This window comes from Actinomadura sp. KC06 (assembly GCF_004348735.1).
Taxonomy (GTDB): domain Bacteria; phylum Actinomycetota; class Actinomycetes; order Streptosporangiales; family Streptosporangiaceae; genus Spirillospora.
Genome location: NZ_SMKT01000070.1, coordinates 1 through 23,970, shown reverse-complemented (window position 1 = coordinate 23,970; position 23,970 = coordinate 1). Strand labels below are relative to the sequence as shown.

Below are 23,970 nucleotides of genomic sequence, written 5' to 3'. Positions count from 1 at the left end.
CGCATCCCGAAGGAGAGACGGACGTTGATCCGACATCGGCGGCTCGCGGCCCTGTTCTGCCTGGTCGCCGCACTCGGCCTCAGCGGCTGCAACAGCGTCCGGCCGCCGGGAAATCCGGGCGGCGGGCAGAAGGAGACCAAGCCGGCGAAGAAGCCGAACGTCGTGTTCGTCCTCACCGACGACCTTTCCTGGAACCTGATCGCGCACATGCCCCAGGTGCTCGGAATGCAGCGGGACGGGCTCACCTTCGACAACTTCCTCATGGCGGACTCGCTATGCTGCACCTCCCGCGCGACGATCTTCACCGGCAGGTATCCGCACAACACCGGGGTGCGCACCAACTTCCCGCCCGACGGCGGCTACGAGGTCTTCAAGGCGAAGGGCGGCGAGCAGGCGTCGTTCGCGCCGTTCCTCCAGAAGGCCGGGTACCGCACCGCGCTGCTCGGCAAGTACATGAACGGCTACCGGCCGCACGACACGCATGGCGGGACGCGTCCGTACGTCCCGCCGGGCTGGAACGAGTGGTACGTCACCGGCAACGGCTACCCCGAGTACAACTACAACCTGAACGAGAACGGACAGATCGTCCATTACGGCAGCAGGCCGCAGGACTATCTGACCGACGTCCTCGCGAACAAGGGACTGGAGTTCATCAAGAAGGCCCACGGGTCGGCGCAGCCGTTCTTCATGGAGATCTCGACGTTCGCGCCGCACGGGCCGTTCGTCCCGGCGCCGCGGCACGCCGGCGGATTCCCCAACCTCCGCGCGCCGCGCTCGCCGTCGTTCAACGAGACGGACATCCGAGACAAGCCGTCCTGGCTGCGGTCGCACCGCCCGCTCCGCAGGCCCGGGATCGACCGCATCGACGCGGGCTTCCGCGACCGGGTCCGGATGGTCCAGTCCGTGGACGAGATGATCGGCCGGATCCGGACAACCCTGAAGCAGCTCGGCCTCGACCGCGACACCTATCTGGTCTTCGGCTCCGACAACGGCTTCCACATGGGCGAGCACCGGCTGGCCGGGGGCAAGATGACCGCGTTCGACACCGACATCCGCGTCCCCTATGTCGTCGTGGGACCGAGCGTCCCTCCTGGTCACCGGGTCCGGGAGCCCGCGCAGAACACCGACCTCGCCCCGACGTTCCTGGAGCTCGGCGGCGTGCGCCCGCCGCCCGCGACCGACGGCCGGTCGCTCGTCCCGTTCCTGCGCGGCGCCAAGCCGTCAGGCTGGCGGGAGACGGCGCTGGTCGAGCACGTCAAACCGCCGCCGTCGCCCGCGGACCCGGACCGGCAGGACTCCGCTCCCGGTGCCCCGACCACCTACAACGCGCTTCGCAACGACGACCTGTTGTACGTGGAGTACGCCAACGGGGAGCGCGAGTACTACGACCGCCGCCGCGACCCCCACGAGCTGAACAACATCGCCGGCACGCTGCCGGAACAGCGGCGGCGGCACCTCTCGGACCTGCTGTACGCGCTCACGCACTGCACCGGTGAGAGCTGCACCACCGCGGGGCGGAGCCGCTGAGGGAATCGCGTCCGTTATGCGCCGCTATCATCGCTGACGACTGCGAATGCACGCCGATCGTGCACATGAGCTGAGGCGGGGGAGAGCGGGTGTGACTCCAACCGGAAAGCCGGATGACGAGCACGAGGTGGAGCGTCCCGACCCCGGGCAGCCGGCTCAGGCACCGCCGCCGCCGCAGTGGCTGAACGATCAGCAGTCCGCGGCCGCCCCGCTGCTCCCCGAGTACGGCGCCGAGGAGGCCGAGCCGGAGCGCGAAGCCGCGTCCGCCGGAGCGCCCGAAGCAGCCCCCGGCTCCGACTCCGGCATGGACGAGGCGATGCACACCGTGGTCCTGGGAGGCCACACGCCCGCCCCGAGTACGGGCCCCTCGGACGAGGACACCTCCGGCGGGAACGCGTCGCAGCCGCCCACGCCGGCGCCTCCCGCCGGTCGGCCCCCGGCCGCCGGCATTCCACCGGCCACGTCCACCGACATCCCGGCGCCGCCGCCGTTCCCGTTCGAGCAGGAGATGCCGGACGCGACGCGCGTGCAGTCCCCCGCGCCGCCGCCCTTCCCCTACGCGCAGGAGATCCCGGACGCGACCCGGGCGGAGCCTTTCCCGACGCAGCAGCCGTCCTCGGCGCCCCCGCAGCACCCGCCGGGCCCGCCGGCGTCACCGTCCCAGAGCCCACCGGCGCACGAGCCGTTCCCGTACGCCCAGCAGATCCCCGGCACTCCCGCTCCCGACGCCCACGAGCCGTTCCCCTACGCGCAGGAGATCCCTGGCGCGCAGCAGCCGGCTCCCCCGGCCGCGGAGCCGTTCCCGTGGGCGCAGCAGATCCCCGGCGCGACCGGGCCAGGCCAACCGGGGCAGTTCGGGCAGCCGGGCCAACCGGGGCAGGGCGCCGTCCAGCCGGTCGCGCCGCCGCCCGCGATCGAAGAGCCGTGGCGGACGCAGGGCAGGTCGCCGAGGTCCCGCAGAAGCGTCAAGAAGCCGCTCCTGATCGGCGCGGCGACGCTCGCCGTCGCCGGCCTGGTCGCTGCCGGCGTGCTGGTCGTGCCCGGTCTCCTCGAAGGCGACGGCGAGGGTGACGGCGGCGAAGGCGCGAAGCTGGCCGCCTCCCTGTTCCCCGTGAGCGGCGCCGCCCGCACCGACGGCCGCGACCAGCAGATCACCGGCGTCGCGGCGGTCGGCTCGACGGTGGTCGCGATCGGCGGCGAGACCGACCCGCAGAACGCCCGGGGCCTGTTCCTGGTCTCAGGCGACGGCGGACGCACGTTCGAGTCCGGCGCCCAGCAGAGCACGGACGGCGGCGTCGCGCCGTCCGGCGGCGTCCCCGAGGCGGTCGGCGGCTCGTCCCGCGGCTGGATCGCGATCGGCTCCCGGGCCGGGGGCGGCGGCGCCGTCTGGACCAGCGACGACGGCCGCACGTGGCGCAGGCAGCCCGACGCCGTTGGCGACGTGTTCGGCGCGGGCAACCGCGTCCGCCGGATCGTCGCGACCGACAGCGGCTACCTCGCCGTCGGCGACAACTCCCCGAAGGGCGACTTCACCGACTCCCGGCCGGCGGTGTGGCTGTCCGGCGACGGTCAGAGGTGGGAGGCCCGCGTCGGCGACCAGATCGGCGTCCAGGTCAGCAAGGGCAAGTTCTCGCTGGTCGAGGCCGCCGCCAGCGGCAACGTGATCCTCCTGGAGGGGCTCGTCACGCCCGACTCAGGGAAGCCCGGCCCCTACCGGGTGGTCTGGCGCTCCGAGGACGGCGGCCGGACCTGGGCGACGTCCGACGTGCCCGTCCCGAAGGGCAGCCGCGGCCTCATGGTCGGCGGCGGCCAGGCCGGGTTCCTGGCGATGCGCGAGATCAAGTCGTCCGGCAAGCTCTACGGCCAGGCGTTCACGTCCAAGGACGGCAAGTCCTGGACCAAGGCCGGGGCGCTGCAGCCGTCCGACTACAAGCGGACCAGCCGGGTCATCGGCGACGGCGGCGGCTACGCGGCCATCGTCGTCCGCGGCCGGGACGTCCTGGTGTCGCGCAGCGCCGACGGCGCGGCCTGGCAGGACGCCGGCGCGGCGGAGTTGCGGCCCGGCCGCGAGTTCACGGGCGCCGCGCTGGCCGGCGGCCAGGCGATCATCGGCGGCCGTGAGCCCGGCGGCGGCGACATGGACCCGGTGCTCGGCGTCTGGGACGCCGGCGGCGCCGCGGTCCCCGTCGACCTGACGAAGATCCGCGGTGTGATCCGGCCCGACCATTCGATCCGGTCCGTGGGCGCGACGGACGCCGTCGCCGTCGCCGTGGGCAGCGCACGCGGCGACGCCGCCGTCTGGTCGTCGCAGGACGGCGCGTCCTGGAAACCCGCCCAGGGCCTCGGCGCCGCGTTCACCCGGCCGGGGCCTCAGCAGTTGAACGACGTCGTCGCCGCCGCGGCCGGCTGGCTGGCGGTCGGCTACGACCAGGCGGCGCCGCGGCGTCCGCTCGTCGTCACCTCCAAGGACGGCGCGACCTGGGAGGCCGCCGACTCCGCCGCCGTCTTCGCGGGCAACAAGGACGGGACACCGATCACCTACGCCGCCGCGGCCGGGAACGCCGGATACGTGATCGCCGGGACGCAGGGCTTCTCGGTGGTCACCTGGTTCACCAAGGACCTCAAGAACTGGGCGCGGGGCGCCGGCACCGACCCGAAGATGCTGCAGGGCGACAAGGCCGCACCCCGCTGGATGCTGGACGTCGCCGCCGGCTCGTCCGGCTACGCGGCCGTCGGCGGCAGCCGCGACGCCAAGGGCAACCACCCCTCGGTGTGGTCGTCGACCGACGGCAGGAAGTGGACGTTGCAGCAGCTTCAGCTCCCCCCGGGCGTGACCGAGGGCCACCTCACCCACGTCGCCGCCCGCGAGAACACGCTCGTCGCCACCGGCCTCGCGGCGACGCAGAGCGGTCTGAACTGGCTCGGCTACGTCTCCACCGACGGCGGCAGGTCGTGGAAGCCGCTGAATTCCCCGAGCGGCGACACGGTCGTCTTCGTCACCGCGCTGACCGCGACGCCCAAGGGCTTCGCCGCCACCGGCACGACCGGGTCGGCGGGCGCCACGGACGTGGCGTCGTGGACGTCCACGGACGGCTCGTCCTGGACCGCCACGACGCCCGGCGGCACCGGCCTCGGCGGCGCCGGCGACCAGGAGATCACCGGCCTCGCCGCCTTCAAAGGGACGCTGCTCGGCGTGGGCCGCAGCGCGGACGCCGGCGGCGACCAGCCCGTCCTCTGGTCGCGCGCGAACTGAACGCGGTCATCGGTCGGCGGGCAGAACGGCGCGTGCCGCCGTGCCCGCCGCGCGGCCGGATCGCGTCGCCCCGATCAGCAGGCGGGCGGGACGGGCGGCTCCGGCGGCGCGGAGGAGAGGGGCGCCACCGGCGCGCGGGTCTGCTCGGGTTGGCGGGCGTGCCGCGGGACGTACGTCAAGGCCGCCGGCGCCGCGGCGTCGGCGCGTTCGCGTGAGCGGTTGCGGCGAGCCCCGTACGGGGCGACGACCATCCGGTAGAAGGGACGCCGGACGAGGGTCGGCACGAGCCGATAGCCGCCGCGGACGACGACGTTGCGCCAGTACTGGGGGCGGGAGATGAACCCCTCGCCGAGCATCTCCCGCTGCAGCCTGAGCTCCGAGCGCAGCAGGTCGCGGCCCCCGCGCCGCTCGTACGCGCCGTCCCCCACCCGGTAGTAGACGAGCGGCTCGGCGACGTTCACGACCCGCGCGCCGTTCGCGATCATCCGCGCGAACAGCCAGTAGTCCTCCATGAGCGGCAGGTCGCCGTAGCCCCCGACCGCGACGACGGCGCTACGGCGGTAGACGACCGTCGGATGGTTGAACGGGTCGTGCAGGCGGGAGTAGCGCGCTATGTCGGCCGGGTCGCTGGGCGGAATGCGCTGCCCGACGATGTCGGAGATGTCGGCGCCGAATTCCAGCAGCCCGGCGCCCACGAGCTCCGCCCCCGAGCGCACCAGCGGCACCTGGGTCTGGAACCGGTGCGGCATGGCGATGTCGTCGGCGTCCATCCGGGCGACGATGTCGTGCCGGGCGGCCTGCAGGCCCGCGTCCAGGGCGGGGCCGAGCCCGCGGTTGTGCTCCAGCTGGACGAACGACACCTCGGCGGGACTGCCGGCGACGAGTTCCCGCAGGCAGGCCGACAGCTCTTCGGAGACGGGGCCGTCCTGGACCAGGACGACCTGGTCGGGACGGAGCGTCTGATCGTGCACGGCACTGCGGAACGCCACCCGGACGTGATCCTCGCGATCACCGCCGTAGACGGTCATTAACAGCGTGAAGGGTTCGGGCTGCATGCGTCCGTTCCGAGGGGGGCGTAGGCGCCCGGCAGAGCCCTGTGCGGGGATCGGCTCCTCGGGGCAGAGGTCGGGGGGAATCAGATGGGTCGTCCTAGATGTGACGCTTCAGCGGGGGTGTTGGTTTGCGCGGGCCAAGATACCGGTGTGCCCCGACAACCGCGGACTTGACGCTCTGACCTGGCCGGCGTCCCTCTCCTGGCCGCACCCGGACAGCCGGGGCCGAGCAGCCCGGGCGGGGGCGGTGGGTCAGGTTTTGGCGCAGATGTCGCGGTCGGCGCGGATTTCTCCGGCGACCTTCGGTACTGCCGCGTTCTGGCCCAGGAGGGTGGCGCCGTCCTTGCCGATGACCAGGTAGACGTAGCCGGGTTTGGCGGACTTCCCCGGACGCGGCTCATGGCCCGGCAGCGCGATCGCCATGCGGGCCGCCTGCCGTTCGGCGCCCTTGCCGTACAGGATCTGGGTGCGGGCGTAGCGCTTCTTGCTGGTGCCGACCTTGACGACCTTGAAGCCGCGCTCGGTGAGCTGGTCGGCGGTGCGCTGCGCCAGGCCCGGGGTCCCGGCCCCGTTGTAGACGCCGACCCTGACCTGTTCCGGCGGGACGGGCCGGACCTTGTTCTGCGCCGCGACAGGCGCCGGAGGGGCGGGCTCGGGAAGCTTGTTGTCCTCCCGGACGGCCCGGAACAGCGGCTCGGCCAGGGCCATGTTGAACTGGACGCGGTTCGTGTCCTGCGGATACGCCTGCACCGGGACGGTGACGAACCGCACCTTCCCGGCGCTCATGCCGCGCAGGCTGCCCGCGAGTTTCTGCATCACCGAGAGCGTGAGCTTGTCGTCCGCCTTGATCGATTTGGCGACGGCGGAGAGGAACTCGTAGGTGCGTCCCGGGTCGGTGAGCATGCCCTTGTCGGTGGCCTTCTTCACCACGGACGCCATGAACGCCTGCTGCCGCTTGATCCGGTCGAGGTCGGAGCCGTCCCCGAGGACGTACCGGGTGCGGACGTAGCCGAGGGCCTGCTCGCCGCGGACGACCTGGCGCCCCGCCTTGAGGTGCAGTTCGGCCTTGGGATCGTCGATGCGGCGGGGGACGCAGATCTCCACGCCGTCGAGTGCGTCCACGACCCGTTTGAACCCGGCGAAGTCCACCTCGACGTAGTGGTCGATGTGGATCTTGGTGAGGGACTCGATGGTCCGCCAGGTGCAGGCGGGGCCGCCGTTGGAGAACGCCATGTTGATCATCCCGAACTGGGCGGGGACGGTGGCGCCGTTCTTCTTCTTGCAGGGCGGCATCTGCACCATCGAGTCGCGCGGGAAGCTGATGCCGATGGCGCTCTCGCCGCCGGGCGAGATGTGCAGCAGGATCGTGGTGTCGGACCGCTGCCCGGCCTCCGAGCCATAGCGGCCGTTCTCGCCTTTGCGGCTGTCCGACCCCATCAGCAGGATGTTCAGCGAGTTGTTGAGCTTCTCCGGACGGTCGTCGCCGAGCCGTCCGTCCACGTTCTCGCGGTCGATCTGGCCGTCGAGACGCCGCCAGAACCCGTAGGCGGTGAGGCTGGTGCCGACCAGCACCACCGACAGCACGATCGACACCCAGCCGAGCACGCGCCACAGACGCCCCCGCACCGGCGGTTCCGGTGGCGTCGGGGCGTGGTCCGCGAGGTACACGGAGGACGGCGCGGCGGCTCGCTGCATCCGTAACATTTCAGCACAAGATGGACAGGAGTCACGGTGGTCACAGCAAAGTCGAATGCCGCCGGTGGAGCGGCGGGACGGTGGTGAGGCCGCCACGGGCGGGCCCCGGTCGCTAGACTCCTCCGAAGATGAGCACAGTAGACGCGCTGACCGACCAGGCGATGGTCGTGCTGCAGGACAGGCCGCTGGTGCCGCTGAGCGCCTGGCTGAACAACGCTCTCGGCGACTGCACCGCGAGCGGCCGCACCCTGCAGCTCGTCACGCCCCTGGACTCCCGGCTCTCCCTCCCCCTGCGCACCGCCGCGTCCGGGAACGAGATGCAATGGGTCGTCCGCAACGGCGACGGCTACTACGAGGGCCTGACCGGACGCCCGCTGAAGTGGAACGGCACGACGTTCATTCCCGTCCCCGAGGCCCGCGACTACGCGCCGGGCTTCACCACCCGTCCCACCGCGCCGATCGGCTCGCAGCTCACCCTCGTCTACCGCACCAGGCACGGCCCCGAAGGCGACCTCGGCGGGCCCGTCGAACGCCTCCTGCAGCTCCTCACCGGCAAGCCCCCCGGCGCACTCGGCGCGGCCGAGCCGCTGGAGCACCCGTGGCGCGCCGACCGGTTCACCGAGTACGCGCGCGGACGGTCCACCGCCCGGCTCATCGTCGGCGGAGACGGCCCCCGTCCCGCCCAGGCGATCTGCGACTTCACCTCCAGCGCGGGCGGCGTCGTCGCCGAGGTCAGCACCGTCACCGTCGGCTACATGCCGGAGGACCCACCGCCCCTGCAGCACCTGCCCACCCTCGTCGGAGCGCTCGCCGCCGACCAGACGATCGCGTCCCTGTTCGTCCAGCTCACCCCCGGCCGCGCCGACCTCACCACCGAACCCCGCTGGACGGGCGCCCCGGCCCCCGTCGCGCTCGCCGTCGCGGGGACCGTCAGCGGCCCGAACGGCCTGCCCGGCCAGCAGGTCGGCCCGCCCCGCTCCCCGCTGACGTTCTTCCCGCTCGGCGACGGACGCTCCGCGGACGGCTGGCAGCGGCACAGCATCCTCATGCAGCACCTCCAGTCCGCCTGAGCGAACGGCGCCTGAGCGACACCCACCCGCCCCACGGCGGCGGCACCGCCTTAACACCCGAAACGGGCTTTCGGTGCTCGCCGCAACAGACTCCGCACACCGCTGATGATCTACCGGTAAAGGATGATGTACGGTCCTGCCCATGGGACAGGCCGGTCAGCTCGACGCGCTTGAGCGGGCCGTCAGGGGGACGCTCGCCGAAGGATCGCTCGCGTTCGACGGCGACGAGGCGGTGCTCCGCATCGAAGGCTCCCGCGCCCTGACGACCGGCTGGCTCCGCGCCCTCGGCGGCTGCGGAATCGGACTGCTGCTGGCAGGCGCCGTCCTCTCCCTGACGGGCCTGCAGGACGCGGCGAGATGGGCACTCGCCCCCGGCGCGGGCCTGTTCGGGCTCGTCCTGCTGCTGCGCTTCACGCCATTGCGCCGCCTGTGGTCCGTCCTGGAACTGCGGTTCGCGGAGCAGGCGATGGTGCACCGGCGGACCCGCATCCCGTTCGGCGACCTGCGGCCCGAGCACCTCGTATGGAAGGACGGACGGTTCCTCCGCCGCCTCTACGTCCGGCATCCGTCCCTCCGCAAGCTTCTCGCCGGGTTCTCGGGCGGCGAGGAGCGGCAGGCCAGGGAGTTCCAGCGGCGGCTGTGGGAGCTGATCTCCGCACCGAACCTGCCCGGCGTCGCCGCCGGCGGCGACCTCACCCCCGTGCAGCGCTGGATCGTCGCGGCCGGCGCCCCCTACGGCGCGATCAACGGGTTCCGGCTCGACCGGCTCGGCACCGCCCCCGGCGCGGACGCCGCGACCGCCGACCGGCGCACCGCGCAGGAACTCCTCCACGACCCGTGGGGCGCCTACGACCTCGAACAGCTCCTCGGCGCCGTCAACTGGCTCGTCCAGGACGGGCACCGCGCCGACTTCGTCCAGGACGCCGAGCTCGCCGCCCGCTCCCCCGCCGCGCAGGAGGAGTACGGGACGCTGCTGCGCGAGGTCGACGGCCTCATCGCCCGCGACGAGCTCGAACCACCGTTCGTCGAGCGGCTCATCGAGCTGGTGCGCGTCCGGTACGGAGACGAGGGCGCCTCGTACGCGAAACTCGTCCCGCGGGTGCTGCGCGACGAGCCCGGCGCGGACGTCAGCGAGGAGGGCGCCGAACTCGCCCAGTTCCTCCACCACCTCTTCAACGACCGCAACCACGTGTCCGAGGAACTGCACCGCCTCAAGGTCCTCGCCGACCCGGCGCTGCGGGCCAACGTGGGACGTTTCCTCATCTGGGACTACGGACGAGCCCTCATGCTCTACCGGTGGGGACACATGGTGGGCTGGCTCACAGAGGAATACTGCTGGGAACGGATGCTTCCGCTGGCGATCGACATCCAGCGGCGCTATTCGTCCTGGAGGGACATGGCGACCTGCTACGTGCAGGGCCGGCTGCTCTGGTCGGGCGGCGGCGGAAAGTCACAAACCGAGTACCAACGCCTCATCGACGACCTCGCCACGGAGCCGAACAGCCCCTGGAACGCCGTCCCCTGGGACCTGGACCTGACCCGCGACTGGCCATAGGCGGCACTCCAGACCGGGCGGCCATAGGCGGTGCCCCAGACCGGGCGGCCTAACCGCCGATGACTCCACCGTGGTAGGCGGCACCGTCCTGCCCGGGGGCCCCGCCGCCCGGACCGCCTTGATCGGACGCCTTCCAGCTGCGCGCCGGAGCCTCGCTCGTCCCGTCCGGGTAGACGGTCCCACCGGCCCAGTGCACCAGCGACTCGGCGAATTTGCGGGCGACCCGCGTCGCATCGGGCAGGTCGGCGACCGCGCGGACGTCCACCCACCACACGGGGGCCGTGACCCGCTCGGCGAAGTCGGCGCCGAGCAGCCGCCGGATCTCGCTCTGCGCCGACACCTGCACCGCGTCCTCGATCGAGATGAGCAGCCGACCCTCGGTGTCGTACACGAGCGTCGGCTCCGGTTCCCCGCCGCGCAGTTCCAGCGCCTCACCCATGGCGATCATGCCGTCGGCCACGGCGTGCACATCCGGACGGCGGCGCACCAGCGCCACCAGGTCACTGCTCATCGGGTCACCCCAGCGTCGGGCGGACTGAGCGGGCCGTCACCGCGCACGGCGGACGGTCGCCGGCTTGAGTCGGACACCTGCCTCCCCTCTCCAACGCAACCCTATGAGACATCCGCGCGCACCGCCGCCGTCCGCGGACAGCGCGCATCCCTGTCATACCTACCATCCCCTGTGAAATCGCCAACTCCCGACCGCTACTCTGGTCCGACCGAAATCGCCACCCCGCCACAGAGATCAGCACGGAGCCTTCATGAATTCCCCCCAATGGCCTGGTCAGCCCCCTGGCGGCCCCGGCTTCCCGCCGCCCGCGCCACCGGGTCCGCCGCTGCCCGGGGGACCCGGTTTCCCGCCGCCTCGCCCGCCCCGCAGCGGCGGAGGAGCGCTCGTCCCACTGCTGATCATCGGTGTGGTGGGGGTCCTGGCCCTCGTCGGCATCGGCGCCTTCTTCGTTCTGGAAAGCGACGACGACGATCCCAGTAGGACGTCCTCGTTCCCCTCGTACACACCGCCGTCCTCGACCATCGACTCCCCTGAGCCCAGGCCCACGGAGTCCAGCGGCGGCGGGTCGGACCCGGCCTCGATCCTCGGCCCGACCATCCGGACCGCGAAGGGCAACACCTTCACCCGTGCGGGCACCCGCACCGCGTCGTGCACCAGTCGCGCCAACACCAAACTGCGCTCGGCGCTGAGCACGTACCCCTGCATCGGGGTGATGCACTCGGCCGTCTACGCCAACCCGTCCAGGAACATCATCACCTCGGTGTCCATCGCGAAGTTCTCCAGCCCGTCGGCGGCGAGCAGCATCAGCCGGGTGACGTCCAGCAAGGGCTGGCCGCTGCTGCTCACCCCGTCCGACGCGAGCGGCCTCCCGCAGCCCCGCGCCAACCCCGCATACTGGACGCGCTCATGGCCGCAGGGCTCGAGCGTCGTCTACGCCCAGTCGTACTGGTCCAGCGGCGCCCAAACCGGCGGCCGCACCGGCAGCGTCTTCACCACCGCCGGCGAACTAGGCGTCGAGGTCAAAAACACCCTCGTCTGGACGGACTAGCCCACCCTCATTCACCAAACCAACCACTCTGCAGCCGGATGCCCACTGCAGTCGGAGCACCACCGGACGGGCGCACCTCCGAACGGCAGACGGCCAACACTTGGACAAACCTCGCCACAGGCGGACGACCAGCCTTCAGACAAGACCAGCCCGCGCGGCTGGACGATCTGCACCCTGCAGGGAACGACCCTGCGGAAGGCGACCTTGCGGCGAGGCCGGATGCCCTGCCGGGCCGGAACACGCCCCACCGCCCTCGGCCGCCCTTCCGCCATCCGGTCGATTCGTCCGGTGCCCTAGCGCGATGTCCTAGCGGCCCCGGCGCGGACCAGCGCCTGGGGCCGCACCCTGACCCGGGTGAACACCCTGGCCTGGGACTTGGCCCGGCGTAACGTCGCCAAGCGACCGCGCGAACGCCTCATAGGCGATCCGGCTCACGGCAGCCTGCGTGGCCTCCCCGAGCCGGGACATGTCGACCGCGGCACCCATGGCGATCTGCCGGTCATACGGCAGTTGCACGACGGGCGTCCCCCACGCGGTGAGCATCTGCGTCGCGCGCGCGAGGTCGGCCCCTACCTGCGGAGCGTGCGACACCATCGCGATCACTGTCCGGGGCAGCAGGCTGCGCTGCACCCCCTGCGAGAACCATTCCAGCGCCCCCCGCGCACTCAACGCGCCGTCGACCGTGCCCGGAGTAACGAGAACCACACTGTGCGACTGCCCGAGAATGCCACGGTGCAACTCAGTGAGGATTCCCGCGCTACAGTCCGTCACCGCAGTGGATATGTAGCGGCTGACAGCGCTGAAGGCGGCCTGATATGTCTCGAACGTGAACTCGCCGGTGATCCGTCCGCCCCGCGTCGCCGCGAGCACCCACAGCCCCTCCCGGGTCTGCTGCAGATACTGCGCGGCCTCCTCGAACGAGCGCGGCCGCTGCGCGGCGAGATCAAAAAGCGACAGCTCAGACCGAACTCCCAGACGCAACGGCAGCGACCCGAGCTCGGCGTCCGCGTCCATCGCCAGCACCCGGTCTGGACGGTGCCGCGCCAGTTCGGTCGCCAGCAGCGCGGCCACGGTCGTCTTCCCCGCGCCACCGCGGACGCTGACCACCGTGATCTGCCGGAAGCCGCCGACGGGCCGCCGCAGGTAGTCCGAGATCTCCGCCTGCGTCCGGATCTGGCTGGACGCCCCGACGGCCTTTCGCATGCCCCGGCCCACGCGGCGGACCAGCGCGTCCCCATGCTGGTTCTTACGGACGAACTCGTTCGCCATGGGCACGGCCCCTCCACCGTGCGTCTGCGGGTGCTGAGGCGGCGGCGGGACGGGCGCAGCCGGACCCTGAGCCGGAGGAGCTGAATGCGCGGACGCGGCGGCATCCCGTTCCTGGCCGTCGTCCTCGTCCTCGCCGACGCCCGGGGCCTGCGCCATACCGGGAGCCTGCGGCGCGGAGCCGCCGATCGGGGAGATCGCCGCATCCCAGCTGAATTCCTCGTTGACCAGCGGCACTTCCGCCTCGGGGGCCTGCTGATCGGGCTGCTGCGCGGGCGCGCTCGGCTGCGGATCCTGCCGCGGAGGCTCCTGGACGACAGGCGACGGACCAGACCCCTGCGTCGGCGCATTCGGCTGCGGTGCATCCGGGAACGGGTCGTACGACCGCGGCGGCTCGGGCTCTGCGGGAACCGGCTGCGGCGGGTCGGGGAACGGGTCATAGGACCGAGGCTGCTCCACCTCAGCGGGTACCGGCTGCGGCGCCACAGGAGGCGCTGGAGGCGCGGCAAGGGGTTCCTGCACGGCCGGCGGCGGCGACGGCCGCCGCGCGCTGTGCTCAACCGCCTCAGCCCCCCAGCCGGCGTCGGCGAGAACCGCCGACGCGGACCCGAAGGCCGCGAGGCCCCGCTGCGACACGCCGAGATCACGCAACACGGAGTGCTGCCAGCTCGAGTCCGGCACCCGCCCTCCTTTCGTCCTGGTGCCAGCCTAGGGGTTCCCAGCCTGTCCGCGAACGCCCACATCACCCGAAGAGACCACCCGCCCGCTGACCTCGCCACACTGAGTCAACTGCAGCTTTTCAACAACAGGAACCACGAACCTCACCCACCGACCACAGCCCGCCTCCTCGTGGCATATCGCCAAGCTCAAGCGGACCTTCAACAGCCCTACCTGTCCATGCCCTGGGCGTATGCACGCTACGAACTTGGTGGTCATCGTGACCTGCTCCGGTGTCAGCGGATCGCCCTGGATGCCGCCAGCCCACCCCGTAGGCGCGGACAGCCTCTTCTCAAGCTCGCTCGTAGCCGACGCGCTGCCCGTCACCCCCGCAGAGCGCCCGACTCCGAGCCGCACTCACCCACTCCAGGGGAGAGCGCGAGCACAACACCAAAAACGGCCAGAACATTCGTGGCTCTACCTCGGAGGATAGGGACCGGCACCGCCCGGCCCCTGCGGCGGCATTTGCGCCTGCCCACCCTGCTGACCAGGTGGCGGCGGCGGCCCGGCAGGCCCACCCCATCCAGGCGGCGGCCCCGCCCCAGGCGGGGGACCATACTGCTGCGCCCCTCCAACAGGCCCAAGACCAACCGCGCTCGTAACCTTCTTCCTGCTCCTCAACACAATAAAGATAAGGACCAGCACACCAAGCACCCCGGCCACAACGAGCCCAATGATCAGGTACCTGGTATTACGCGCCGCCTGCTCACTACTCTCATCAGCCGCCTTCTCAGCCGCCGTCTTCGACCTCTTCACCGGCGGCACGGCACCTGCCTGCCCGGGATTGGCCTTCGCCCACCGATCGTAAGCGGCGAACACCGGATTCGGTGCGGACTTAGGAACCTCTGCGGTCAAAGCAGCATGAGGAATGACTACGCCCTCGCCAGAAAGACTGTCCCGGCCTGGAGGACCTACGTCCTGCGCGGTATTAATAATGCGCTGGACCACTTCGCGAGCTGACATTTGTGGATGCTTCGACCGGAGAATAGCCACTACTGCAGAGGCCAGGGCCGTTGCCTGGCTTGTCCCACTCACATTTGTGGCCACTCGACCGTCAGCAAAAAGCGCGTTAACGCTGGTACCGGGCGCCGCCACCGAAACATAAGGTTGCCGCTCACTACCTACCCAGGGCACCTTTTGATTGTTAACCGCCCCAACCGCCAAAACACCGGCACAGTTTGCCGGTTCCATTGACGGATTCCTTCTGTCGCCTTCATTGCCAGCACCTGCAAGGATGATAACGTCTCGCTGGAGAGCGTAAGAAATTGCCTCCTGAATATGAGGGCGACATCCATTTACCGCAGGAAATCCTTGTGAAATACTGATCACCTTAGCGCCGTGATCAGTCGCATAACGGATCGCATTGTGCCATACAGTGAGGTTAGCTTTAACCGACATGATCTTCGCCTCAGGCGCTACACCTACATACCCGGTGCCAGCCCCCTGAGATGCGATCAGACCGGCCATCGCCGTACCGTGCGAATCTTCCATGTCCGAGGTTGGTCCGATTTGTCCGTCCCCGCCGCTCATCGATGTCAGATCCGTTCCAGGGACCAGTACCCCACGGAGATCAGGAATCTTGCCGTTAACTCCGGTGTCGATTACGGCGACAGTGACGCCTGCTCCCTTGCTGATCGGCCAGACCTTCTTCTCAATCGCCCAAGCCGAGAACCACCACTGGTCCTCCCGTCCCCTGGGAGCCGCAGCCGCAGGCATCGCCGTCGTCAAAACCAAGGCTGAACTGGCTGCCATAGCGGCGAGCACTCGCGTCGTCCGTCGCACAGCGAAACCTCACTACACGGAACACGGCGTAAGCGGGCTGAAGATCCACTCACGCCAGCTCCCGCATCGTCTCGTGTCTGATATGGGGCTAGCCAATCACGGGAGGGGCGGCGTCCTCATCGTTTCCACCCCACACGTCTTCGTCTTCGGTGAGCCAGGTGGTGCGCTCGTGCTCGTCCTCACCACCACCGCCACCGCCGCGACCAGCACCCATGGGCATGCCACCCATACCGCCACGACCGGCAGAACCACCTTTGCCTAGCCCCTTGCCTCCACCAGCAGTACCGCCTCGGCCCGCGCCCACTCCGGCACCAGCACCGGCTCCGGGCAGGCCGCCGACGAGCCCACCGGCACCGCCACCGGGCAGGCCGCCGCCACCACCGCCACCGGGCAGGCCGCCACCAAGGCCACCGCGACCGAACGGGTCGGCCCCGCCACCGCCACCGGGCAGGCCGGCGAGGTCGCTCCCGGCGGTACCGCCACCGGGGAGGCCGCCACCGTAACCGCCACCATGCATGGTGCCGTCGCCACTGTTTCCGACGCCATCCAGGCCGCCGGGGATGCTGCCGCCACCACTAGGCAGGCTGCCACCGCCCGGGAGGTTTCCGCCACCGCCACCGGGGAGACCACCCCCGCCGGGTCTCGGATCTCCACGAAAGAAGTTTGTGCTCGGAAGAACCAATCTCACCCGCTCAGGCATTGCGGCGTTGGCCTCACGAGTACGTTCACTCAAGCGCTTCATGTGCTCAACGGCAGCCTCCGACTCCTTGTCCTTGATGAGCCCAAAGGCCTTATCCACCTTCAGCCCTGCGAGGCCTCCGGCGGCCCCTCCCAGGAGAGTGCCCCCAGTGACGACCCCGGCGTCATCCCAACTGAGTCCCTTGAAGAAGCCTTCCTTTGGCTGATTTTTCTCGTACCACTGAAGTTTTTCTCCGTGACTCGAAAGAGCCGTGGCTGTCTGTTGAGAAACCTGCTTCAGGACCTCGGCGCTCTTCTGCAGCTTCTGCAGCTGCCTGATGGTGGCCTCGGCGTCGTCGCCCTTCCAAACGCGGGCCAGTGCAGAGATCTGGGCCCCCAGGTCTCCGGCAGCGCCTTCGAACTTAGCAGCGGTGCCTTTGTACACTGATCCGGCCTTGATCACCCTCTCCGAGTTGATGCTCTCGAGCAGCCGGTTCATGGCGTCCATGTCGCCCGACCATTCCTGCCCGTTATCGGTGGTGGCACGAATGGGCTGGTCGTGTTGCTTATCACCCATGGTTAGCTCTCACCCCCATTCTTTCGTGGCTCGACGGCCTACGCTGGCGCCCGGCGCGACCCTGTTGGCGGCAGCGGTATTGGTCTGCTCCTTCTCATCATGGTTCCCGACCATCTTGTCCAGAGCATCGAGCACACCGTCAAAGCTTGTGAGAAATGCCTGGTACTGCCCCGAGATCTGGGCAAAAGCCGCGCTAGTCGATTCGCTTAGAGTCCTTGCTGCAGGGTAATCTCCGAGATCCCGCATGGTGATGTTGCCGTTCTGCTGGACATCGAACGTAGATCCGGAACCCTCCTCGAACCTATCGCGGGTCGCCCTCAAGTTCTTGATTATCTTTCGGACCTCTTCGGTGTCGATCTCGCTCTTCTGATCACCCATGTGAGCCTCCGGCGGGCCAGGAGACCCGCTACCCCGTGTTTGACTTCAGCTACAGATAAGTTCCGGGTCCGACCGCCACCACGGCCGGCCGCCCGCATTCCGGCGGCCGGCCTGGGAAGCGTGGCTTGGGTCGGCCGTGTCAGCCGATGATGTTGACGTTGGTCTTGACCGTGCCCTGCCCGGTCTCCTGCGAGGACTGGATCACCGCACCGAGCTGCTGCACGATCTTGTTGATGTCGGCCGCCGAGGCCTCCCACTGCTGCTTGGCCTGGAAATAGGCCTCCCGCGCGCCGTCCTCCCACTGAGCCAGCTTGCTCTCCACACTGCGAGCCAGATCGTCCAGCTCGGAGTTCATCTGGTTGGACTTCTGCTGGAACGCGGCGAACGCCTGCTGCATCGCCCCGAAATCCATCGACTGATAGCTCATGATTCCTCCGTGTCGTCCCGAGATCGGTGATGGATGGCGATCAGCCGTTCAGCAGCCCGGCGACCCGATTGACCGCCTCGGTCTGCTGCTGCTCGCTGCCCTCGTAGTTGATCTTGACCTGAACCAGCTTCTCGTGCAGCCCGTTCAGAACCTCGAGCACCTTGGTCAGCTCACCGTGGAACTCGTTGAAGACCTTGGTGAAAGCACTCCCCGCCTCACCGATCCACCGGCCCGACAGCTGCGACTGCTCCTGACCCAGATCCGCCTGGATCTTCCGCAGGTCCTGCGCCGCCTCCTCGACCCGCTGGGCCGCCTGGGCCATTTCTGCTCTGTCGACCGAAGACTTCTGGCTCATCAGTCATCCTTCCCGGCATTCGTTCGACGCGATGCGGGCCCCCGCCGGTTCCTCGCCATCCGGACGACTTGAAACCTATCGTCAAGCAGAGCACACATCCCCGTAAAGCGATATTAGGGGCCGGAAGCGCTGGATCGTTGGCAATGGCGTTTACGGAAGACCACATCGGATGAATTGTGACCGCCGAAGCCTCCTGACCTGGGAGCTTGACCGCTCACCCACGGCGCCATCTGCCGGGCTGACCTGCTAAAACCGTCTCCAGAAGCCGTCAGAGCACGGCACCCAGCGAGGCTCGTCGCAACACCACACCGGCATGACCGTTACGTCGGTGAACATGTCAGGATCTGGCACTAGATCGTGATACCTGCCCTTTCATGCTGATCAGACAAGGCGGGCAAGTTGATCATGAGAAGGCTATATGCGAAAAGCGTCTCCGAGCTGGGATATTGGCTCGCTGAGCCTTCAGCCGCCCCCGGGCGGAAAGCACTCACGTACAGTCGACGACGGCCGGACCAAGATCGTGGATGTCTCGGGCAGCGGTGTATCGCGTGGTAGGTCAGCGAGTCTGCAGGCAGAGATGTTTCAGGTCAGCGGCGCGGGCTGTGAAGCCGCAGGTGCTGAAGCAGTCGCGTCAACCGGGACGACACACGGCTCTCCAGGGGAAGGTGCCACCAATCTGGCGGTGCCGCTCGGCGCTGGACGACGTCAGCTAGGCCGATATGGCGGTGCTGCGAGACTTGCCGGCAGCGTTCGGGCTGACAGCGACCAACGGTGGCGTGCCTGGACACCATCGACAATCGCGTGCCTCGACGCTGCCCCATCTCCGCTCCAGTCGGTGTAAGGCTGCTGCTGGCCCTGCCGCCGGCTACGTAGGTCCCGGCCGCTACAGCTGAGCTGCCATCTATGTGTTGCTCTGGGGTGCCGCCCACGGATGAGTTGGCCGGATCCGAACAGGACGCTGGACTTGACCAGCTTGCCGCGAACGCCCTCACGCAAGCCCATCTGGCTGGCACTCACCCGGCTCACGGACGGACACGAGGCCTCTGTTCCCGGACGCCGAGCGCCTAGTGAGCGGTGGGCAACTCGCCAGTTAATCCATTGCCAGCTGGAAATGGGCCAGCTCATCACCCCTCGAAGCGCACTGCGGACGTCGCGACTGTCCGCAGAAGAGAGCAACCAGCGGCTAGGCCGGAAGACTGACCCGGCCGAGTGTTCCGTCCTGGCCAGGTCGCATCGCCCTTCTCGCCACGACGCCTGCGGGGGCGCTGCCTCCTATTTGATCCCGTCGGTAACAAGCGGAGCTCTTGCGCCTAACGGCTCTGCGGATCGGGATCCGGCGGCTCGTTGGGAGATGGGTCGCACGGGCAGGCTGGTCTGGCTTGGGAGCTACCGGTGGCGGGGTGGTCGTCGTGCACCGTGTGTGGGGCGCCTCTGGCACGACGCGCGAGCCTGGGTCCAACTGCTAGAAAAATAGCGGCCGGGTCGTGGACCGACCCGGCCGAGTGTCTTGTTCTGGCACCGATTTCTCGCCCTGCTGTTCCCGGAGCCTGGGCGGTTATCCGGGCTACGGGCCTGGAATTTGATCGGCGAGGGTGCCATTTCTCCGTTGAACTCCGGGATGGGCGAGACAGCTGACGCATGGCTGCTCACCTGGAGAGGCCGCGTTGCGAAGGTGGCGCTTCGGTGGTTACTGGGACTGGGCGGCGCACTCCTGGGAGTCCTTGTTGACCTTGTCGGGGTCCTTGCCCTCGACGTTCTTCGGGGCGATGGCGGGCGAGGTGGGCTCGGGCATTTCGTAGCCCTTCTTCCGCATGCACTCGACGAGCTTGGTGAGCGACTTCTTCTGCGCCGGGGTGAGCTCGCTGCCACCGGTGCCGCCGCCGCTGCCGCCGCCGTTGGTGCCGCCACCGTTGCCGGTGATGGTGCCGCCGCCGGGGCTCGCCGACGTGCTGGTACCGGACGATGGGGACGAGCTCCCGCCCGCGTCGTCCGAGTCTCCTCCGCAGGCGCTCAGGCTGAGTGTGAGCGCGGCAGCGGTGACAGGGATTACTAGGAGCTTCTTCATGGCTACTCTTTCTGTCGGTTTGGTCGCACACCAGGGAGGACGGCTGCCTACGCGCCCGGTACCGAGCGAGTAGACAGCCGTAAAGAGGAGCGTGGCGTTCTAGTTCGGGGGCCGCGAACCTCCCGGGCCTTGCGGCGGCATGTACGGCTGCCCTCCCTGGGGGCCTCCGGGAGGCGGACCTGGCTGACCGCCCCAGCCGGGTGGCGGACCGGACCGTCCACCCTGCGGGGGCACCGGGTACCCGCCCTGCGGAGGCGCGCCTTGCGGAGGCGGTGCCTGGCCGCCCCAGCCCTGCGGCGGTCCGGACGGCCCGCCCATAGACCCGGATCCGGGTCCCATCGGCGGGCTCTTCTTCTTGTTTCGCCGGACGACGAGGAAGACCACGATCCCGCCGATCACCACGATCGCGCCACCGGCGATGAGCAGGATCATGAGGTTGCGGTCGGCCCGCTCGGAGTCCTTGGTCGCCGCGTCCTTGGGCCGTTTGGTCGCGGATGGCTTCGCGCCCGCCTGCGGGTTGTCCGCCAGCCAGCGGTCGTAGGCGGCGAAGACAGGATTCGGCGCGTTCTTCGGAACCGAGGCGTTCATCGCGTCCGCCGGGATGATGACTCCGGTTCCGGTCATCTGGTCCTTGCCGGGCGGGCCGGCGTCTACGGTCGTATTGATGATTCGCTGGACGACCTCGCGTGCCGGCATCTGCGGATGCTTCGATCGGACCAGCGCCACCGCGGCGGATGCCAGCGCGGACGCCTGGCTCGTCCCCGCCACATGGTCGGTGACCTGACCGTTGGCGAGGACGGTGTTCACCAGGAAGCCGGGGGCCGCGACAGCGACGTAAGGCTGTCGCTCGGTGGACTTCCAAGCGGCCTTCTTGTTGTCCACCGCACCGACGGCGAGAACGCCTGCGCAGTTCGCCGGCTCCATGGACGGGTTACTCGCATCGCCGCTGTTGCCGGCACCCGCCACAACGACGACGTCCTTCTGCAGGGCATAGGAAACGGCCTGCTGGACCTCGGGACGACACCCGCCCGACGCCGCGAAAGCCTGAGAAATGTTGATGACCTTGGCCCCGCGGTCGGCCGCGAAGCGGATCGCCTTGTCCCAAACCGACAGGTTGGAGGTCACCGACATGATCTTCGCTTCGGGTGCGACTCCGACATAGCCCGAACCCGTGCCCTGACTTGCGATAAGGGCGGCCATCCCGGTGCCGTGCGAATCATTAAGGTCCGTGGACGGCCCGACCTGCCCGTCACCGCTACCCGACACGGCATCTGTCCCGGGGACGAGGACGCCCTGCAGATCGGGAATCCGTCCGTTGACGCCCGTGTCGATGACCGCGACGGTGACGCCCGCCCCCTTGGTGACGGGCCAGACCTTCTGCTGGATCTCCCACGCCGAGAACCACCACTGGTCGTTCCGGGGGCCCGGGATCGCGCCGGCTGGCGCCGCGGTGGTCATGACCAGGGCGGACGTCGCCCCGATCGCGGCGAGCCATCGTGTCATCCGTCGCACAGCGAAACCTCACTAAACGGAACACGGCGTGAGCGGTCCGAAGATATCGATCCGCTCACGCCGTCTCCTACATCGTCTCGTGATCGAGCCTGAATCAGCCAATCACGGGAGGGGCGGTGTCGTCATCGTTTCCGCCCCACACGTCCTCGTCCTCGGTGAGCCAGGTGGTGCGCTCGTGCTCGTCCTCACCATTGCCGCCACCGCCGCGACCGCCGCCCATGGGCATGCCGCCCATGCCGCCGCGGCCGGCGCTACCGGCCCTGCCTCCGCCTCGGCCCGCGCCGGCGCCGCCGCCCGCTGCGCCACCGGGCATGCCGCCGGCCAGGCCGCCGGCACCGAGGCCGCCGCCGCCGGGGATGCTACCGCCGCCACCGCCACCGGGCATGCCGCCGCCGCCAAGGCCGGTGCGGCCGAACGGGTCGCCGGCGCCGCCGCCACCGCCCGGAGGCAGTCCGGCGAGGTCGCTGCCGGAGCCGCCGCCACCCGGGATGCTGCCGCCACCGCCGCCGCCGGGGATGCTGCCACCGCCGCCGGGGATGCTGCCGCCGCCACCCGGAATGTTGCCGCTTCCGCCGCCGCCGGGGATGCTGCCGCCGCCACCGGGCATTCCGCCGGTGCCGGGGATGCTGCCGCCGCCACCGCCGCCGCCCGGGTTGGTGATGCCGCCACCGCCGGGGATGTCGTTCGTGGGGACCTTCGACGTGATGTTGGTCTCCGGCATGTTGGTGGAGATCTTCTCGGGCATCGCGCGGTTGGCCTCGACGGTGCGCTCGCCGAGCCGCTTCATGTGCTCCTGCGCGGCCTTCTCCTCGGCGCTGTCGATGAGGCCGAAGGCCTCGCCGAGCTTCTTGCCGCCGAGTGCGATCATTCCACCGGCCGGTCCGGCGACCATGGTGCCCGCGGCCACGACACCGGCATCGTCATAAGAGATATTGCCAATGAACCCCTTGCCCGGCTGGTGCCTCTTGTACCAGTCGAGCTTGGTGCCGTGGTCCGACAGAGCCTTGCCGGTCGTCTGCGCGACCTCCTGCATGCCGGTCGCGCTCTGATGCAGGCGCTCCATCTGCTCGGTGGTGGCGTCCGCGTCCTCGCCTTTCCAAACACCGGCCAGCGCGGCCTTCTCCCTGCGGAGAATGCCGGCCGCGTTCTGGAACTTCTGCGCGGCCGCCGTGTAATGCGTGCCCGCGTCCATGACCTTTTGCGGGTCGGTGGCATTGAGGATCTGGTTCATCTCATCGATGCCGCCGTCCCATTCAGTGGGACTGTCCTGATTCGAGCGAATCGGCTCGTCGTGCTTCGTGTGACCCATGAGATATCGATCCCGCCTACTACTTGTACGCGCCGGTGTTCTGGTTGGTCGGCGTGGAGCCGCCACCGCTCGTCATCGCCCTGTTGGCGGCCGCGGTGTTCTGCTGCTCCTTCTCGTCATGGTTGCTGACCATGCGATCCAGCGCGTCGATGATGCCCTGGTAGCTCCGCAGGAACGCGTCGTACTGGCCCTTGATCTGGCTGTACGCCGACTGGGTCGAGGCGGACAGGCCCGAGACCGCGGGATACTGGCCCAGCTCCGCCGTCGTGATGTTGCCGTGCATCGAGATGTCGTTGCGCTTCCCCTGGCCCTTTTCGAAGTCTTCCAAATTGGCCCTGAGACGCTTGAGGATCTTCTTGACCTCTTCGGTGTCGATCTCGCTCTTCTGATCACCCATGTGAGCCTCCGGCGGGCCAGGAGACCCGCTACCCCGTGTTTGACTTCAGCTACAGATAAGTTCCGGGTCCGACCGCCACCACGGCCGGCCGCCCGAATTCCGGCGGCCGGCCTGGGAAGCGTGGTGTGGTCGGCCGTGTCAGCCGATGATGTTGACGTTGGTCTTGACCGTGCCCTGCCCGGTCTCCTGCGAGGACTGGATCACCGCACCGAGCTGCTGCACGATCTTGTTGATGTCGGCCGCCGAGGCCTCCCACTGCTGCTTGGCCTGGAAATAGGCCTCCCGCGCGCCGTCCTCCCACTGAGCCAGCTTGCTCTCCACACTGCGAGCCAGATCGTCCAGCTCGGAGTTCATCTGGTTGGACTTCTGCTGGAACGCGGCGAACGCCTGCTGCATCGCCCCGAAATCCATCGACTGATAGCTCATGATTCCTCCGTGTCGTCCCGAGATCGGTGATGGATGGCGATCAGCCGTTCAGCAGCCCGGCGACCCGATTGACCGCCTCGGTCTGCTGCTGCTCGCTGCCCTCGTAGTTGATCTTGACCTGAACCAGCTTCTCGTGCAGCCCGTTCAGAACCTCGAGCACCTTGGTCAGCTCACCGTTGAACTCGTTGAAGACCTTGGTGAAAGCACTCCCCGCCTCACCGATCCACCGGCCCGACAGCTGCGACTGCTCCTGACCCAGATCCGCCTGGATCTTCCGCAGGTCCTGCGCCGCCTCCTCGACCCGCTGGGCCGCCTGGGCCATTTCTGCTCTGTCGACCGAAGACTTCTGGCTCATCAGTCATCCTTCCCG

At 69.2% G+C, this 23,970-nt stretch carries 20 protein-coding genes; 5 read left to right on the top strand and 15 right to left on the bottom strand.

The window, feature by feature from the left end:
* The first annotated feature begins 24 nt into the window (after nt 1–24).
* Together E1287_RS22425 and E1287_RS22420 are read left to right on the top strand one after the other, a co-directional pair.
* Nucleotides 25–1,527: a sulfatase gene (locus tag E1287_RS22425; protein WP_165969140.1), complete on the top strand. Its 1,503-nt coding sequence runs from the start codon at nt 25–27 to the stop codon at nt 1,525–1,527.
* 91 nt (nt 1,528–1,618) lie between these two features.
* Nucleotides 1,619–4,780 carry a hypothetical protein gene (locus E1287_RS22420; RefSeq protein ID WP_131967013.1) on the top strand — a complete coding sequence of 1,054 codons (3,162 nt, stop codon included), beginning with the start codon at nt 1,619–1,621 and terminating at the stop codon, nt 4,778–4,780.
* A 74-nt stretch (nt 4,781–4,854) separates the two neighbouring features.
* Here E1287_RS22420 and E1287_RS22415 read toward each other — a convergent pair whose 3' ends face one another.
* The gene (locus E1287_RS22415) at nt 4,855–5,835 is read right to left on the bottom strand and encodes a glycosyltransferase (RefSeq protein ID WP_131967012.1); all 981 of its coding nucleotides are present in this window, start codon (nt 5,833–5,835) and stop codon (nt 4,855–4,857) included.
* Between the two features lie 249 nt (nt 5,836–6,084).
* On the bottom strand, nt 6,085–7,527 hold the full coding sequence (locus tag E1287_RS22410; protein ID WP_131967011.1) for an LCP family protein: 1,443 nt from the start codon (nt 7,525–7,527) through the stop codon (nt 6,085–6,087).
* Nucleotides 7,528–7,655: 128 nt separating this feature from the next.
* Between E1287_RS22410 and E1287_RS22405 the strand changes: the two genes are divergently transcribed.
* Nucleotides 7,656–8,597, top strand: a complete 942-nt coding sequence (locus E1287_RS22405; protein WP_243719327.1) for a DUF6177 family protein — start codon at nt 7,656–7,658, stop codon at nt 8,595–8,597.
* Between the two features lie 142 nt (nt 8,598–8,739).
* The gene (locus E1287_RS22400; protein ID WP_131967010.1) at nt 8,740–10,152 is read left to right on the top strand and encodes a DUF1266 domain-containing protein; all 1,413 of its coding nucleotides are present in this window, start codon (nt 8,740–8,742) and stop codon (nt 10,150–10,152) included.
* Nucleotides 10,153–10,201: 49 nt separating this feature from the next.
* On the opposite strand, the gene E1287_RS22395 is transcribed toward E1287_RS22400, so the two are convergent.
* Nucleotides 10,202–10,663, bottom strand: a complete 462-nt coding sequence (locus E1287_RS22395) for a hypothetical protein (RefSeq protein WP_207934385.1) — start codon at nt 10,661–10,663, stop codon at nt 10,202–10,204.
* A 409-nt stretch (nt 10,664–11,072) separates the two neighbouring features.
* On the opposite strand from E1287_RS22395, the gene E1287_RS22390 reads away from it, so the two are divergent.
* Complete coding sequence (locus E1287_RS22390; protein WP_131967009.1) at nt 11,073–11,711, top strand: hypothetical protein; 639 nt, start codon at nt 11,073–11,075, stop codon at nt 11,709–11,711.
* Between the two features lie 306 nt (nt 11,712–12,017).
* On the opposite strand, the gene E1287_RS22385 is transcribed toward E1287_RS22390, so the two are convergent.
* The 12 genes from E1287_RS22385 to E1287_RS22330 form a co-directional block, all read right to left on the bottom strand.
* Nucleotides 12,018–13,658: a MinD/ParA family protein gene (locus E1287_RS22385; protein ID WP_131967008.1), complete on the bottom strand. Its 1,641-nt coding sequence runs from the start codon at nt 13,656–13,658 to the stop codon at nt 12,018–12,020.
* A gap of 453 nt (nt 13,659–14,111) precedes the next feature.
* A complete protein-coding gene (locus E1287_RS22380; RefSeq protein ID WP_131967007.1) occupies nt 14,112–15,458 on the bottom strand; it encodes a S8 family serine peptidase in 1,347 nt (448 codons plus the stop codon).
* A 106-nt stretch (nt 15,459–15,564) separates the two neighbouring features.
* The gene (locus E1287_RS43900) at nt 15,565–16,731 is read right to left on the bottom strand and encodes a hypothetical protein (RefSeq protein ID WP_165969139.1); all 1,167 of its coding nucleotides are present in this window, start codon (nt 16,729–16,731) and stop codon (nt 15,565–15,567) included.
* Between the two features lie 9 nt (nt 16,732–16,740).
* The gene (locus tag E1287_RS22370) at nt 16,741–17,109 is read right to left on the bottom strand and encodes a hypothetical protein (protein WP_131967006.1); all 369 of its coding nucleotides are present in this window, start codon (nt 17,107–17,109) and stop codon (nt 16,741–16,743) included.
* A 139-nt stretch (nt 17,110–17,248) separates the two neighbouring features.
* On the bottom strand, nt 17,249–17,536 hold the full coding sequence (locus E1287_RS22365; RefSeq protein WP_131967000.1) for a WXG100 family type VII secretion target: 288 nt from the start codon (nt 17,534–17,536) through the stop codon (nt 17,249–17,251).
* 40 nt (nt 17,537–17,576) lie between these two features.
* Nucleotides 17,577–17,891 (bottom strand): WXG100 family type VII secretion target, encoded by a 315-nt coding sequence (locus E1287_RS22360; protein WP_131967005.1) that lies wholly within the window; start codon nt 17,889–17,891, stop codon nt 17,577–17,579.
* Nucleotides 17,892–19,578: 1,687 nt separating this feature from the next.
* The gene (locus E1287_RS22355) at nt 19,579–19,956 is read right to left on the bottom strand and encodes a hypothetical protein (protein WP_131967004.1); all 378 of its coding nucleotides are present in this window, start codon (nt 19,954–19,956) and stop codon (nt 19,579–19,581) included.
* 99 nt (nt 19,957–20,055) lie between these two features.
* On the bottom strand, nt 20,056–21,459 hold the full coding sequence (locus E1287_RS22350; RefSeq protein WP_131967003.1) for a S8 family serine peptidase: 1,404 nt from the start codon (nt 21,457–21,459) through the stop codon (nt 20,056–20,058).
* Nucleotides 21,460–21,562: 103 nt separating this feature from the next.
* Nucleotides 21,563–22,777 carry a WXG100 family type VII secretion target gene (locus tag E1287_RS22345; RefSeq protein ID WP_131967002.1) on the bottom strand — a complete coding sequence of 405 codons (1,215 nt, stop codon included), beginning with the start codon at nt 22,775–22,777 and terminating at the stop codon, nt 21,563–21,565.
* Between the two features lie 19 nt (nt 22,778–22,796).
* Nucleotides 22,797–23,174 (bottom strand): hypothetical protein, encoded by a 378-nt coding sequence (locus tag E1287_RS22340; protein ID WP_131967001.1) that lies wholly within the window; start codon nt 23,172–23,174, stop codon nt 22,797–22,799.
* Nucleotides 23,175–23,312: 138 nt separating this feature from the next.
* Entirely contained in the window at nt 23,313–23,600 is a 288-nt protein-coding gene (locus tag E1287_RS22335) for a WXG100 family type VII secretion target (RefSeq protein WP_131967000.1), read from the bottom strand.
* A gap of 40 nt (nt 23,601–23,640) precedes the next feature.
* Nucleotides 23,641–23,955, bottom strand: a complete 315-nt coding sequence (locus E1287_RS22330) for a WXG100 family type VII secretion target (protein ID WP_131966999.1) — start codon at nt 23,953–23,955, stop codon at nt 23,641–23,643.
* Nucleotides 23,956–23,970: the final 15 nt, after the last annotated feature.

What these genes read in the sequence shown, in the direction of transcription:
- E1287_RS22415 (WP_131967012.1), bottom strand. Translation starts at nt 5,835, where the DNA reads ATGCAGCCCGAACCCTTCACGCTGTTAATGACCGTCTACGGCGGTGAT.
- E1287_RS22410 (WP_131967011.1), bottom strand. Translation starts at nt 7,527, where the DNA reads ATGCAGCGAGCCGCCGCGCCGTCCTCCGTGTACCTCGCGGACCACGCC.
- E1287_RS22405 (WP_243719327.1), top strand. Translation starts at nt 7,656, where the DNA reads ATGAGCACAGTAGACGCGCTGACCGACCAGGCGATGGTCGTGCTGCAG.
- E1287_RS22400 (WP_131967010.1), top strand. Translation starts at nt 8,740, where the DNA reads ATGGGACAGGCCGGTCAGCTCGACGCGCTTGAGCGGGCCGTCAGGGGG.
- E1287_RS22395 (WP_207934385.1), bottom strand. Translation starts at nt 10,663, where the DNA reads ATGAGCAGTGACCTGGTGGCGCTGGTGCGCCGCCGTCCGGATGTGCAC.
- E1287_RS43900 (WP_165969139.1), bottom strand. Translation starts at nt 16,731, where the DNA reads ATGGGTGATAAGCAACACGACCAGCCCATTCGTGCCACCACCGATAAC.
- E1287_RS22370 (WP_131967006.1), bottom strand. Translation starts at nt 17,109, where the DNA reads ATGGGTGATCAGAAGAGCGAGATCGACACCGAAGAGGTCCGAAAGATA.
- E1287_RS22365 (WP_131967000.1), bottom strand. Translation starts at nt 17,536, where the DNA reads ATGAGCTATCAGTCGATGGATTTCGGGGCGATGCAGCAGGCGTTCGCC.
- E1287_RS22360 (WP_131967005.1), bottom strand. Translation starts at nt 17,891, where the DNA reads ATGAGCCAGAAGTCTTCGGTCGACAGAGCAGAAATGGCCCAGGCGGCC.
- E1287_RS22355 (WP_131967004.1), bottom strand. Translation starts at nt 19,956, where the DNA reads ATGAAGAAGCTCCTAGTAATCCCTGTCACCGCTGCCGCGCTCACACTC.
- E1287_RS22350 (WP_131967003.1), bottom strand. Translation starts at nt 21,459, where the DNA reads ATGACACGATGGCTCGCCGCGATCGGGGCGACGTCCGCCCTGGTCATG.
- E1287_RS22345 (WP_131967002.1), bottom strand. Translation starts at nt 22,777, where the DNA reads ATGGGTCACACGAAGCACGACGAGCCGATTCGCTCGAATCAGGACAGT.
- E1287_RS22340 (WP_131967001.1), bottom strand. Translation starts at nt 23,174, where the DNA reads ATGGGTGATCAGAAGAGCGAGATCGACACCGAAGAGGTCAAGAAGATC.
- E1287_RS22335 (WP_131967000.1), bottom strand. Translation starts at nt 23,600, where the DNA reads ATGAGCTATCAGTCGATGGATTTCGGGGCGATGCAGCAGGCGTTCGCC.
- E1287_RS22330 (WP_131966999.1), bottom strand. Translation starts at nt 23,955, where the DNA reads ATGAGCCAGAAGTCTTCGGTCGACAGAGCAGAAATGGCCCAGGCGGCC.